The sequence below is a fragment of the Vibrio sp. 03-59-1 genome (assembly GCF_013114135.1).
Taxonomy (GTDB): Bacteria; Pseudomonadota; Gammaproteobacteria; order Enterobacterales; family Vibrionaceae; genus Vibrio; species Vibrio cortegadensis.
This window is the reverse complement of sequence record NZ_VTYA01000001.1, coordinates 43,615-58,320: the sequence shown is the minus strand read 5'-3', so window position 1 is coordinate 58,320 and position 14,706 is coordinate 43,615. Positions and strand designations below refer to the sequence as shown.

At 42.9% G+C, this 14,706-nt stretch carries 9 protein-coding genes; 7 read left to right on the top strand and 2 right to left on the bottom strand.

Annotation, left to right across the window (positions count from 1 at the left end):
* Positions 1-18 precede the first annotated feature (18 nt).
* Positions 19-1,467 carry a PepSY domain-containing protein gene (locus tag F0249_RS00240; RefSeq protein WP_171755657.1) on the top strand — a complete coding sequence of 483 codons (1,449 nt, stop codon included), beginning with the start codon at positions 19-21 and terminating at the stop codon, positions 1,465-1,467.
* An 84-nt stretch (positions 1,468-1,551) separates the two neighbouring features.
* Here F0249_RS00240 and F0249_RS00235 read toward each other — a convergent pair whose 3' ends face one another.
* A complete protein-coding gene (locus F0249_RS00235) occupies positions 1,552-2,484 on the bottom strand; it encodes a LysR family transcriptional regulator (protein WP_136995136.1) in 933 nt (310 codons plus the stop codon).
* Positions 2,485-2,930: 446 nt separating this feature from the next.
* On the opposite strand from F0249_RS00235, the gene F0249_RS00230 reads away from it, so the two are divergent.
* The 4 genes from F0249_RS00230 (at position 2,931) to tdh (ending at position 8,502) form a co-directional block, all read left to right on the top strand.
* Positions 2,931-4,175 (top strand): MFS transporter, encoded by a 1,245-nt coding sequence (locus F0249_RS00230; RefSeq protein WP_171755476.1) that lies wholly within the window; start codon positions 2,931-2,933, stop codon positions 4,173-4,175.
* A 439-nt stretch (positions 4,176-4,614) separates the two neighbouring features.
* Entirely contained in the window at positions 4,615-5,862 is a 1,248-nt protein-coding gene (locus tag F0249_RS00225) for an SGNH/GDSL hydrolase family protein (protein WP_171755475.1), read from the top strand.
* 392 nt (positions 5,863-6,254) lie between these two features.
* A complete protein-coding gene (locus tag F0249_RS00220; protein ID WP_113798314.1) occupies positions 6,255-7,451 on the top strand; it encodes a glycine C-acetyltransferase in 1,197 nt (398 codons plus the stop codon).
* Positions 7,452-7,470: 19 nt separating this feature from the next.
* Positions 7,471-8,502: an L-threonine 3-dehydrogenase gene (gene tdh / locus F0249_RS00215; protein WP_136995139.1), complete on the top strand. Its 1,032-nt coding sequence runs from the start codon at positions 7,471-7,473 to the stop codon at positions 8,500-8,502.
* 143 nt (positions 8,503-8,645) lie between these two features.
* Here tdh and F0249_RS00210 read toward each other — a convergent pair whose 3' ends face one another.
* Positions 8,646-11,177 (bottom strand): molybdopterin oxidoreductase family protein, encoded by a 2,532-nt coding sequence (locus tag F0249_RS00210; RefSeq protein ID WP_171755656.1) that lies wholly within the window; start codon positions 11,175-11,177, stop codon positions 8,646-8,648.
* Positions 11,178-11,620: 443 nt separating this feature from the next.
* On the opposite strand from F0249_RS00210, the gene nirB reads away from it, so the two are divergent.
* Positions 11,621-14,257, top strand: a complete 2,637-nt coding sequence (gene nirB / locus F0249_RS00205) for a nitrite reductase large subunit NirB (RefSeq protein ID WP_171755474.1) — start codon at positions 11,621-11,623, stop codon at positions 14,255-14,257.
* Between the two features lie 93 nt (positions 14,258-14,350).
* On the top strand, positions 14,351-14,689 hold the full coding sequence (gene nirD / locus F0249_RS00200) for a nitrite reductase small subunit NirD (RefSeq protein WP_171755473.1): 339 nt from the start codon (positions 14,351-14,353) through the stop codon (positions 14,687-14,689).
* Positions 14,690-14,706: the final 17 nt, after the last annotated feature.

Here is a 14,706-nt window from a genome sequence, read left to right as displayed (position 1 = left end):
TGGAAGAAAGGAAAAACAATGCAAAGCGATAAAGCTTCGGCTGCGCCCATGGATGCATCACGTGCGAAAAATGATTCAAAATCCCGTTACTTTTTAACTTGGCGTTGGCATTTTTACGCTGGCCTTTTTGTGATCCCATTTATGTTGATTTTGAGCCTGACTGGCTTAGTCATGCTTTTTGATGATGAAATAGAATTTAATCGTTATCAAACACAACTTGAAGTGACACCGCAAGAGACAAGATTGAAGGTATCGGCCCAGTTAGACAAGGTGGTTTCGGCCTATCCAGAGGCCGTCGTCACGCAATTTATTCCCGCCCCAACGCCTGATCTCGCTAACCGTTTCTCTATTAAATTTGATTCAGGAGAGACACGATTTATTACGGTTGATCCATTCAATGGGCAACTTTTAGGAAGTATAGATCGAAGTGATAGCTGGTATCAGCTTGCCAATGATATTCATGGCACCTTATTAATAGGAGATTGGGGAGATTACTTGATCGAAATTGCTGCGAGTTTGAGTGTGGTTCTACTTGTCAGTGGTATTTATCTTTGGTTACCACGAGATGCCGCGAGCAAAGCCGGATTTCTGACCTTAAGGTGGGCAAGTGGTACTCGTATTTTTATGCGTGATCTTCATGCGAACCTTGGTGGTGTCTTGTCCATTGTGATGTTGCTTTTTCTAATTTCGGGATTGGCTTGGGCGGGCGTGTGGGGAAGTAAATTTGTTCAGCCATGGAGCAGTTTTCCTGCACAGAAGTGGGATGATGCACCACTGTCAACGTTAACTCATGCTTCCATGAATCATGGTAGTGAAGAGGAGGTGCCATGGAATTTGGAACAGACATTGTTGCCTGAATCTCACGATCACAGTGCGATGTTAGCCCAGAATGACAGTAATGAATTGGGCTCGCATGCGGAATTACAAGCAGTGAATATCGATCAACTGTTGAGCCAAGCCAAAGCGTTAGGTTTTACGCAGTTTAAATTGAATTTCCCGCGCTCAGAAACCGGAGTTTACACCTTAACAGCAAACACCATGAGCGGAGATGTTACTGATCCAAGGCTCGATAGAACGACTCATATCGATCAATATTCAGGAAAAATCTTAGCGGATGTGACTTGGGATGATTACAGCGTAGTCGCGAAATTAATGGCGGCAGGTATTGCACTTCATCAAGGTGACATCAGTATATTGAATAAAATTTTGAATGTGGTTTTCTGCTTAGCTTTTATTGTCATTGCTGTTACGGGTGGTGTCATGTGGTGGATCCGTCGACCGACAGGACAAATGAGAATCGGTGCGCCACCTCGTTTTGAGAGTGATGGCTTATGGAAAGCAGGTATTGTGACCATCATTATTTTGGGGTTGGTAATGCCAATGGCGGGCGGAACGATTGCTGTTGTGCTCATTATTGACTGGCTTATCTTTCAGCGTGTAAGCCAGTTAAAGTCGGCACTTAACTAGCGGATTCGATTAAATCTAAGGCATCAAACCTGAGTTTACCGCTGCAACGTGAACTCAGGTTTTTATCATAATCTGAACGAGAGATTACTGTTGGTCGATGTAAAGCTTGTGAGTTAAGTTATTGATTGCGTAGTCAATGAAGACTCGCAAACGAGCAGGCATATATTTAGTTTGAGCGTATTGCATTGCGATCGCACCGTGGTAGTTACTCTTAATCGTCCAGTCATCAAGAACCTGAACTACGCTCCCTTCAGAAATCGCATCTTTAATGACAAAATCATGGAAAATACCGATCCCTAAACCATTCTTGACACCATTTAAGCGCATTTGAGAGTGATTCACCGCGTAACGGCCAGTGACTGATACTGTGTGGAATTCATCATCTTTTAAAAAGTCCCAAATATGATCTTTATCGGTTTCAGCAAGATACAGGCAGTCATGAGTTGCAAGTTCTGTTGGGTGATCCGGAATCCCTTTTTGAGATAAGTAATCCGGGCTGGCACAGAGCACTAGATTCGTCTTTCCGATCTCTTTTAATACCAAATTTTCATCAGGTTTATCTGTCAATTTGAACGCTACATCGACATTGTGCTTAAACAGATCAATGTTGCCATCAGCGGCTCGTAGCTTGAGTTGGATTTCCGGGTACTGTTTGAGAAAAGGCACAACGAAAGGTTGGAGAACTGAATTGAGAAAGGCTTCCGGGGCTGCAACCGTGAGTGAACCTGCGGGCTCAGCATGATCTTCCGTTGAAAGTTCAACCGCTTGCTGAGCGGCATTAACCATCAATACACTTTGGTCATACACCTTCTGCCCTGCTTGCGTAATGATCAACTTTCGAGTGGTGCGCTCAAATAATTTAACGGATAACGCATTTTCTAAGCGTGTAATCAGCTTACTAAGTGCGGAAGGGGTTGCTCCGAGTTTTTTGGCCGCGGCAGTAAAACTACCTTCATTCACTACCAATATAAATGAAGCAAGATCGGGTAATAAAGAAATCAGTTTGGGGTTAATCATAATTTATCATTTTGGTTGGTGAATTCAGTGGTTTACGCATATCACTTTCATGTGAAAACATAAGTGTATTGCTACTTGCGGCTCTATGTATAACAAAATACAGGCATTTAATTCTTCTCGCTAGGATAAAGCGTGGTCAGCTGTCGAGTTTTAAATAAATTGATAATAACGCATGCTTGATGCCGTGCTGTAAATTAGTTTGGCAAAATTGATAATTTTCTCATGCATAAGTACCAGATAAAGTATCGAACTGATGGTGATCGCTATTAAATAAATGAAATAAAAACAAGGGCTTTATTTATGATATTAATGATTAATACTGTTTTGATAGCATGAGTAAATTTATCCTTTATTTTTAACGTTACTTTTCTATACTGGCTAAATAGCATGCAAATGTGATGCATGTTGCACAATGCGGAATGGTTAGGTCGTTAAAGGGAGATTCTATGAGCAAAAGTGAGGACAGTTTATTTCAGCTTGAAAGAGTACAAAGGTTTAATTTTTCAGTGTGGACGGTATTGGTCGGGACATTAATCGCACGCACCAGCTTTTTTATGGCATGGCCATTTTTGATTGTCTTCTTATACAAAGATTATGGGGCAACCGCAGTTGAAGTGGGTGGAATGTTGGCATCATCTGCCGTTGTAGGGGCGGTGACAGGGCTTTATTCAGGCTATATTTCTGACAAGTTTGGTCGGAAGTGGGTCATGGTGTGCGGAAGTTGGATTGCAGCCATCGCTTATAGCGGAATTGGCTTGGCCAGTGAGGTTTGGCAATTTTATGTATTGATCATCATTACGGGACTGATGCGCCCAATGATTGAAGCGCCAGCCAAAGCCGTCATCGGTGATAATTTAGATAATGTAAAAGACCGAGAGTTGGCGTTGAACGTTCGGTATTTTTTGTTAAATCTGGGTGGTGCGATTGGGCCGCTGATCGGTATTACCATTGGGCTGAGCCAGCCGCAAAATTTATTCTTCATTGCTGGAGCGACTTACGTTGTATACGGGTTTTGGCTTCTGTTCGGGATAGAGAGGCGAGGAGTGCATACCAAGCCTGATTCATCGATGTTGCCCAATTTCTCCGCGACGCTCAAGGTTATCCGTAAAGACAATATTTTCGTTAAATTGATGCTAGCGAACTTCATTATGATGTTTGTTTATGCTCAAGTTGAATCATCAATTCCTCAGGTTATTGTACGAGCATCGACATCGGATGCTGCGCAAATTATTGCAGGCTTAGTACTCGTTAATACGCTTACCATTATTATATTCCAATTTCCGATGTTGAAATGGTTAGAACACATTCCACTGTTTGTTCGAACTCGAATAGGTATGGCTCTGATGGCTGCAGCTCAAATAGGTTTTTTAATGACACCTGCGGATTGGCCAATTGGGTGGGGAATTGCCTGTTTTGTGTTGAGTATGGGGGAGGTGATTGCATTCCCGACGCTAAATGTTCAGATCGACCGTTTGGCTCCTGCACATTTAAGAGGTTCCTATTTTGGAGCCGCAGCTTTGTATTCCCTTGGTTTTGCCATTGCACCTCTTGTCGGTGGGGTGGTGATTGAATCACTCAGTTCAAACTGGCTGTTTGGGGTCTGCTTCTTCCTCTGCTTAGTGATGATCTGGCTATATTGGCTAGCAGAACACAGTGAAGATAACGTAGAGAGAGAACCCATTACAACCTAGTACAGCTTATGGTTAGCAAGAAATATTATATAGAGCCACGATTACGGATAGTGATTGTGGCTTTATTATATTATTGGCATGTTAGAAGGTTTCTAAAATATAAATTGATGAATTTTAAATCATGATTCGTGTAAAGATTCACGGCTTAAACGAATTAAGTTAACGTAGAACGGAATAATGAAGTAGTTAATAAATTACTTATAAAGCATGTGCTTACATATGGTGTCGATATTTTTGCTCTTGAGTGTAGGTGTTCTTGTTTGTTTTATAAATGCCAAGAGTACAGGTTGTGATTGATAAATTGATCTTGATACCAGAACCAGATCAATTGCATACGTTTTGTATTGACTCACTAGAGTAATTGCTCAAAATTGAATCGTTACAAATATAAGGTTGTCTTATATTTGGTTTGTCATTTAATCATAAGAAGAAAGATACGATGAAAAAATTGACTATTCTACTTAGCGCAATATTGCCTTTTACTGTTACGGCGGCAACAGAAACCGTCGTTGTTCCTGAATCGATTACTGCGGCACAAGTCAGTGGCGTTCAAGGTAAAGAAACCTATACCTATGTGCGTTGTTGGTACCGCACCAGTAATTCACATGACGACTCTGCTTCTGATTGGGAGTGGGCGAATAATTCCGAAGGTAACTACCTAAAAGTTGATGGATATTGGTGGTCGTCGACCTCTTTTAAAAACCTGTTTTATACCGATACACCTCAAGAACTAATTAAGCAACGCTGTAGCGAAACGTTAGGCATGGACAGAGAAAATGTCGATATGACCTATTTTGCGGCAGATAATCGTTTTTCATATAACCATTCGATATGGACCAATGATGCGGTGATGCAACCAAATCAGATTAATCGCATGGTTGCTTTTGGAGATAGCCTCTCTGATACCGGTAATATCTTTAATGCTGCCCAGTGGCGTTTCCCCAATCCGAACTCGTGGTTCTTGGGCCATTTCTCTAATGGTTTTGTATGGACGGAATACATTGCGAACGCAAAAAACTTGCCCCTCTACAATTGGGCGGTCGGTGGTGCTGCAGGGACCAATCAGTATGTTGCTTTGACTGGTGTTTATGATCAAGTGACGTCATATCTTACTTATATGAAGATGGCAAAGAACTATAACCCAGAAAATACTCTATTTACTTTAGAGTTTGGCCTCAATGACTTTATGAATTACAACCGTGAGGTTGGAGACGTAAAAGCGGATTATAGCAGCGCACTTGTTCGCTTGACCGATGCTGGGGCAAAAAATATTTTATTGATGACTCTGCCTGATGCAACAAAAGCACCGCAATTTAAGTATTCAACGACAGAAGAGATTACTAAAGTTCGTGCAAAAATAATCGCTTTTAATAGTTTCATTCAAGAGCAAGCGGCTTACTATATTCTGCAAGGGTATAATGTGACGCTGTATGATACATACACACTGTTTGAAGAGTTGACGGGTAATCCGACTCAGCATGGCTTTGCAAATGCTAGTGACGCCTGTTTGAATATTAATCGAAGCTCTTCTATTGATTATTTACTGAGTCATAGCCTAACGAATGATTGTGCGGCAAATGGTTCTGATAAATATGTATTTTGGGGGGTTACGCACCCAACTACGGCAGCGCATAAATACATAGCTGATCAAATGCTAGCGAAGGGATTAGATCGATTTAATTTCTAATCTTTACTCTATTGCCAGTATCGCAGTTTAGATTTTGACCTCTTTTCTAGTGATTATGGATGTAAGCGATCTAGTTTTTAAATTAGGTCGCTTTTTTATTGGGTCTAGCCGGACATTATCTTCTCTATAGTCCACAATAAAATACGTCAGTAATGGTAAGAGGGAATGACTGTTATATTTGTGCCTTGAATTCACTAATGCTTTTCCACCTTGAGGGATAATCGAAATCAAATGGATGAACTACAATGATGACAACGGTTTTAGAGCAAAAGTGATTCAGCTCACACTATGGTTTTTTAGTAAATGTAAGCCATATAGCGAATGATTTTTGTCCCCCTACGAAAAAGTGACTCTAAAGTTACTATTCATAATAACTAGGAAGGAATTGGATAATGTCTTCAGCATTTTACCAACAGATTCAAAATCAAATTGAAGAAGTGAAAAATGATGGTTTATACAAATCAGAACGTATCATCACTTCAGCACAAAAAGCGTCAGTTTCTATCTCAACAGGCCAAGAAGTACTGAACTTTTGTGCTAATAACTACCTTGGTTTAGCTAACCACCCAGCCCTCATCGAAGCAGCAAAAGGCGGCATGGATGAGCACGGTTTCGGTATGGCGTCTGTTCGCTTTATCTGTGGTACTCAAGACTCACATAAAGTGCTAGAAGAAAAACTGTCTACTTTCCTAGGCAAAGAAGACACGATCCTATACACATCTTGTTTTGATGCTAACGCGGGTCTATTTGAGACTATTTTAGGCAAAGAAGATGCAATCATCTCAGATGCACTAAACCACGCTTCTATCATTGATGGCGTTCGTCTTTGTAAAGCGATGCGTTTCCGTTACGCGAACAACAACATGGAAGAACTTGAAGCGCAATTAATTGCAGCAAAAGAAGCGGGTGCTCGCCATACACTTATCGTAACTGATGGTGTGTTCTCTATGGACGGTGTGGTTGCGAACCTTCCAGCTATCTGTGACCTAGCGGATAAATACGAAGCACTTGTGATGGTTGATGACTCTCACGCAGTTGGCTTCATGGGCGAAAATGGCGCGGGTACTCACGAACACCACGACGTTATCGACCGTATCGATATCATTACTGGTACGCTAGGAAAAGCAATGGGTGGAGCATCAGGCGGTTACACATCAGGTAAGAAAGAGGTGATCGACTGGTTACGTCAGCGTTCTCGTCCGTACCTATTCTCAAACTCTGTTGCTCCTGCAATTGTTTCTGCTTCAATTCGTGTGCTTGATCTGCTTGCTGAATCTGGCGACCTACGCACTCAACTGTGGGAAAATTCTGCACACTTCCGTACTCGTATGGAAGCGGCTGGTTTCACTATGGGCGGTGCTGATCACGCTATCATTCCAATTATGTTAGGCGACGCAAAATTAGCAGCTGAATTCGCAGAGCGTGCGTTAGAAAAAGATATCTACGTTGTCGCGTTCTCTTTCCCTGTTGTGCCAAAAGGCCAAGCTCGTATTCGTACACAAATGTCGGCTGCTCATACTCGTGAACAGTTAGATCGTGCCATTGATGCCTTTATCCAAGTAGGTAAAGACATGGAGATCATCGCTTAATCAGGCGAGAGGAATAATTATGAAAATTAAAGCACTATCAAAACTAAAGCCTGAAGAAGGCATTTGGATGACCGAGGTTGAGAAACCTGAAATGGGTCATAATGATATTCTTATCCGTATTAAGAAAACGGCAATTTGTGGTACTGACGTACATATTTACAACTGGGATGAATGGTCACAAAAGACGATTCCTGTACCTATGGTTGTGGGTCATGAATACGTAGGTGAAGTGGTCGGCATTGGCCAAGAAGTTCGCGGTTTCGAAATTGGTGATCGTGTATCTGGCGAAGGTCATATTACATGTGGTCACTGCCGTAACTGCCGTGGCGGTCGTACTCACCTTTGTCGTAATACTACGGGTGTTGGTGTGAACCGTACTGGTGCGTTCTCTGAATTCCTTGTGATCCCTGCATTCAATGCATTTAAGATCCCGGCTGAAATTTCAGATGATCTAGCGTCTATCTTTGACCCGTTTGGTAACGCAGTACACACTGCATTGTCATTCGATTTGGTTGGTGAAGATGTGCTGATCACTGGCGCTGGCCCAATTGGTATCATGGCAGCTGCGGTTGCGAAACACGCAGGTGCTCGCCATGTGGTGATCACAGATGTGAACGAATACCGCTTAGAGTTGGCTCAAAAAATGGGTGTCACTCGCGCAGTAAACGTTATGAACGAAAAACTTGAAGATGTGATGGCTGATCTAGGCATGACGGAAGGTTTTGATGTTGGTATGGAAATGTCAGGTAACCCATCTGCATTTAACAGCATGCTGACGAACATGAATCACGGCGGTAAGATTGCGTTGCTAGGTATTCCACCATCAGATATGTGCATCGATTGGAACCAAGTGATTTTCAAAGGCTTGGTGATCAAAGGCATTTACGGTCGTGAAATGTTCGAAACGTGGTACAAAATGGCTTCTTTGATTCAATCTGGCCTAGATCTAACACCAATCATCACGCACCACTTCAAAGTTGATGACTTCCAAAAAGGCTTTGACGCTATGCGTAGCGGGCTTTCAGGAAAAGTTATCCTTGATTGGGAATAGATTGAACTGATAAAAATCTACTGGATAGGGTGAACAGTATTTACAAAATATGCCTCAGTTTGCTCGATCTCTAATAGCGAAATACTAAGAAAATCGCGACCTTTTGGGTTGCGATTTTTTATTTTTACCTACGATTCAATTATCTATACTTTAACCCCCCAAAATTGTTCCTCAGCATTATCTTTTGTAGTCGCAAATAGATCTTGTAGCCATGTTTTATCTCCATCTGAAATCTTCTCCTGAACGACAAAGGCACTATGAATGGTATGTGATTTGATGGTTGCCAGACGGTATGGCGAGTGCTGCCCCCCATGTTGTGAGAGTGTTTTTTCTGGGTTTGTGGTGAGATATTGGCTTAAAGTCAGAGTTAATTGTAGCGGGTCTTGCAAAGAAGCAATTCGGTAGAGGTAACCATTGTCGACTTTCTGTTTCACCCAATAATCACATTCGGTGAGATCCACAGTTTGTTTACTGATAAACAGGGCTTCACATCGATAATACCAAGGTTTGATGTTGACAGGAGTATGTTTAAACTCTGGCTGTCCAGAATCGAGATCGGCGTTAGGTAGAATAAGATCGCAAGGCTTACTGTTTTTAGCCGTGGTGTTATTCCAGTGAATTGGCATGAATAGTTGTTTAGGAGCAACAGTCGAGGATATTTCGACGCGTGCTTGAATTTGATTGTGATCGTTGTAAATCGTTGCGATGTCATAAGGCTTGATATTATGTCGATTAGCCGTTTCAGGATGAATCATGACATATGGCTCGGGCGAGTGTTCAGATAGACGAGCGGATAGGCCAGTACGGCTCATCGTGTGCCAATGATCTCGCGATCTTCCGCTGTTTAGAATGAGTGGATGCTCGGCATTAAGGTGGCTGAGTGGCGATGCGTGTGTCGTGGCAATGAATTGCGCTTTTTTATTCGGTGTGAAAAATTGATGGTCACTAAACATACGCTGGTGGATGATGTGATCTTGTTTCTTCAGCACTGGCCACTGTTGTGGAGTAAGCGCGTTGTATTCATGCGTATCCAAATCAACTAAACCAGACAATGTCAGACCTCTATTTTCTCCTTTTGTGTTATCAACCGCCGTTAAACGTGCATACTCTTTAAAGACTTCGCCCTCATGCAGGTAATCAAACGCTTTGGCAAACCCCATTTTTTTTGCGACTTGGCTTATGATCCACCAATCAGGTCTTGCGAGTCCGGGGCTAGGAAAAAGACGGCGTTGTCTCGAAATTCGACGCTCTGAGTTTGTGACTGTACCTGATTTTTCACTCCAGCCTTGCGCGGGTAAAATCACGTCCGCTAACCTTGTGGTTTCGGTATCTGCAATGCAATCTGAAACGACGACAAATGGGCATGCCTCCAATGCGGATTGAATTTTCTTACTGTTGGGCAAGCTAACCACTGGGTTAGTTGCCATTATCCAAATTGCTTTTATTTTCCCGGCTTCCATAGCATCAAAGAGATCTATTGCTTTTAAGCCCGGTTGAGTCGCAAGATTATCCGTTTGCCAAAAGTCACTGACGATTTGGAGATGGTTAGGGTCGTTAAATTCCATATGTGCCGCAAGCATGTTGGCAAGCCCTCCAACTTCTCTTCCGCCCATCGCATTCGGTTGGCCAGTGATAGAAAAAGGTCCGCAGCCTTTTTTACCTATTTTTCCTGTTGCAAGGTGACAGTTTAAAATGCTGCTCACTTTGTCAGAGCCTTGGGAAGATTGATTGACGCCTTGCGAATAGACAGTGATGACTTTCTCTGAATTCGAAAAAAGATGGTAGAAGTTCTCGATCACAGAGGAGGCTAGCCCCGTTAGTTGTGAAAGGTCTTTGTGTTGCAGTGCCGACTCCAGAGCATGCTCAAATCCGTCGGTATGCTGGTTAATATATTCGAGATCGAGTTTATTGTGCTGATAAAGATAGCTCAATAAGCCATTAAACAGCGCGACATCCGATCCTGATTGTATTGGAAGGTGTAGATCGGCAAGCTCACACGTAGCTGTACTTCTTGGATCAATCACGACGATTTTTAACTGCGGATTATTCTGTTTGGCGCTGCGAAGTCGCTGAAATAGAACCGGATGGCACCAAGCAAGATTAGAACCAGTGATGATGACCAACTCTGCATGTTCAAGATCATCGTAACAAATCGGAACGGTATCGGAACCGAATGCCCGTTTGTGACCCACTACGCTAGAAGCCATGCATAAGCGAGAATTACTGTCGATGTTGCCACTACCAATGAATCCTTTCATCAATTTGTTGGCCACGTAATAGTCTTCCGTGAGTAGCTGGCCAGAAACATAGAAAGCGACAGCATCGGCACCAAATTCAGTTATGGCTTGCTGAAATTTGTCGGCAATCAGTTGAGTTGCTTCGCTCCAGTCCATATCAACAGCAGTGCGTGACGGGTTTGAGCTTGTTGAATTTGAGCTAAGATCTGCACCATCATTCGAGCTCTTTGTGCCAAAGCGAGTGGGGGAAAGTAATCGACCATCAGTAATCACCGTATCGCCTAAAGCCACTCCTTTAGTACACAGTTTTCCATAGTTTGATGGGTGCTGCTTATCACCTCGAATATCGAGCAGACCATCCGCATTTGGTCTCGCTTCAACTCCACAGCCGACTCCACAATATGCGCATGTTGTTTTAACCCATCCATCGTTAATCATCATTAAACGTACCTCATCCTAATTGAGCGTTTTAAAGGCTATTTGTTTGTAGAGCAAAAAATGAGCCATTTACAGTGTTGAGTTTTTGCATTTGGGATATGGGTTTTATCTTTTATAAAACAACGAGTTAATAATTATTTTTAAAAGTTAATTTTGAGGTAGGGAGACATAAGCTTAGATAAAATCTGTTTCTCGCACTGTTTTGGTGGCTATTTGCACCAAAGCGATTCAAAAGAGAGCGTTTACATTCTATTTAATGTTTTTTTTCCTGTCATAGGTATTAACGAACTTTGTTTAAATTATTGTTTTATATTGATTTCGTATCTTTATTTTTCGAGCCCTTCGGTGGTTGGCACTCTCTTTGCTCTATGAGAAATACAAAGAAATGTCAGTTTTGCATTTTAAAGCAACATGAAGACAGCTTAATTTTAAAGGATTTAAATATGAGCGAGTTCAATCTAGATAGACGAAAAACGCCAAATGAAAGCACGAAGAAGCAGAAAATTGTAGTCGTCGGCAATGGAATGGTCGGACACAAATTCATAGAGACAATTATCGCTGCTGATTCGGAGCAGTTTGATGTGATTACGTTCAGCGAAGAGTCGCGATTGGCGTATGACCGAGTGCAGTTAACCGCTTATTTTAACGGTAAAAGTGCTGACGATTTGGCATTAACCGATGAAACGTATTATCAAGAAAATGGAGTTAGCTTTGTCCTCAATGACAAGGTTGTTTCACTGGATACGGCCCATAATCAGGTGATCACAGCCAGTGGGCGAGTGGAGCATTATGACAAGTTGATACTCGCGACAGGCTCATTTCCCTTTGTTCCTCCTATCCCCGGCAATGACCAATCGCACTGCCATGTTTATCGAACCCTTGATGATTTGGACGCAATCGAACGTTCAAGTAAAGAGAGCAAAAGTGGGGTGGTGATAGGCGGCGGATTGCTAGGGCTGGAAGCTGCAAATGCAGTGAAAAACTTAGGCTTGGAAACCCATGTTGTGGAATTTGCACCACGGTTGATGGCGGTACAACTGGATGAGGAAGGTGGGGCCCTACTACGCCGTAAAATTGAAGATTTAGAGGTGAAAGTTCATACCCAAAAGGCGACCAGTGAAATTGTGGCTGGGGAAACGTCTCGCTATCGAATGAACTTTGCTGATGGAACGCATTTGGAAACCGATATGATCGTTTTTTCAGCTGGTATTCGACCGCAAGATGAGCTGGCAAAAACGTCTGGAATTACGATTGGTGAACGTGGAGGCATTGTGATTGATGACGACTGTCAAACCAACCTGAAGAATGTGTATGCGATTGGCGAGTGTGCGCTTTGGGAACAAAAAATCTTTGGTTTAGTCGCCCCGGGTTATCAAATGGCGAAAGTGGCTGCGACACATATTCTGTCTGACGGCAGTGATGATCTTAAATTTACTGGCGCGGATATGAGTACCAAGCTCAAGTTGCTAGGAGTTGATGTCGCGAGTATTGGCGAAGTTCATGGTCAAACCGAAGGGGCGCAATCTTACACGTATCATGATGAGATCGAACAGGTTTACAAGCGGTTAATTGTGTCTGCTGATGGGTCTGAAATTGTCGGTGCAGTCTTAGTTGGTGATGCCGATGCTTACGGCACACTACTTCAACTAAAACAAAATAATATGCCGTTACCTGCAAACCCAGCGGTTCTGATTTTACCTAATGTCGCGGATGATTCTTCGACAGGTATTGGGGTCGAGGCATTGCCTGACTCGGCGGTGATTTGCTCATGTTTCGATGTGACGAAAGGAGACATCAAGCAGGCCGTTTCTGCTGGGTGTACCACAATGGCAGCACTGAAAGAGACGACCAACGCGTCAACCGGTTGTGGGGGATGTGCGGCATTAGCCAAACAGGTATTAGACTGCGAATTGAGCAATCTTGGCGTCGAAGTAAACAACAATGTTTGTGAGCATTTTGCTTATTCTCGACAAGAGTTGAGTGACATTATTCGAGTTAACCAAATCAAGAGTTTCGATACTTTGCTGGAGTCCCACGGTTCGGGGCTGGGTTGTGCAACTTGTAAGCCGACCGTGGGTTCCATTCTCGCCTCTTACTGGAATGATTATGTTTTAGAAGATAAGCACCTTGAACTTCAAGACACCAACGATATTTATCTTGGGAATATGCAAAAAGACGGAACCTACTCTGTGGTGCCTCGTATTGCTGGTGGTGAAATAACCCCAGATAAGCTGATCGTACTGGGCGAGGTGGCAAAAGAGTTCGATCTATATACCAAGATCACGGGTGGGCAGCGAGTGGATCTTTTTGGCGCACAGCTGAATGAGCTGCCAATCATCTGGAAAAAGCTGGTGGATGCGGGCTTTGAGACAGGCCACGCCTACGGAAAATCAGTCCGAACGGTGAAGTCATGTGTTGGCAGTACGTGGTGTCGATATGGCGTTGCCGATAGTGTTGGTTTCGCGATTGATATAGAGAATCGATACAAAGGTTTACGTTCCCCTCATAAGCTTAAATTTGCTGTTTCTGGTTGTACTCGTGAATGCGCAGAAGCTCAGTCAAAAGACATTGGTCTTATCGCGACCGATAAGGGTTGGAATCTCTATGTGTGTGGTAATGGTGGGATGCGCCCACGTCATGCGGATCTCTTTGCCATCGATTTAGATGAAAAGACACTGATCCAATATGTCGATCGGATTCTCATGTTCTACATCCGTACCGCTGATCGCCTTCAACGCACATCGGTGTGGCTCGAAAACCTAGAAGGTGGTTTGGAATACCTTAAGCAAGTTGTGATTGAGGATAAATTGAATGTGGCGCCCGATCTGGAAAAAGAGATGGCAGCAAATATTGGCAAATATCAATGTGAGTGGAAAACGACTATTGAGAGCCCTGAGAAGCTAAAGCGTTTCCAGCACTTTATTAACAGTGAAGAGGTGGATGACAACTTGAAGTTTGTAACTCAGCGTCAACAAAGGTTTCCGACTATCGGTCACCAATCCAACTCTGAACATCAAGCCCGTTCCGAACACAAACCCAATACCGCTTTAGAGAAAAGGATTGATGTTGTAGAGGTGTGATCGCTAAGTCGCCACAATCACAATCACAATCACAATCACAAAAATGAAATTGAGATAAGTAAAAACAAAATTCAAGTCGATTAGGAGAAGGTTATGGATAACTGGCTAACGGTATGTACCACTCAAGATTTAGTTCCGCATACTGGCATTTGCGCCAAGGTTGAAGAGTCGCAAGTCGCTATTTTCTATTGTAGGCGTAGTGATGAGTTGTATGCACTCTCAAATTATGACCCAATCGGAAGGGCAAACGTCATGTCACGTGGGATCATGGGTTCCATCCAAGGTGAGCCTTGTGTTGCGTCACCGCTTTACAAGCAGCACTTTAATTTGAATACCGGAATATGTTTAGAGGATCCTCAACACAAGTTGGAACGATTTGAAGTTCGAGTGGTGGGTGAAAACGTTCAAGTTCAATTGCTGATGGCAGCTTAATACAGGAAGAAATGGCT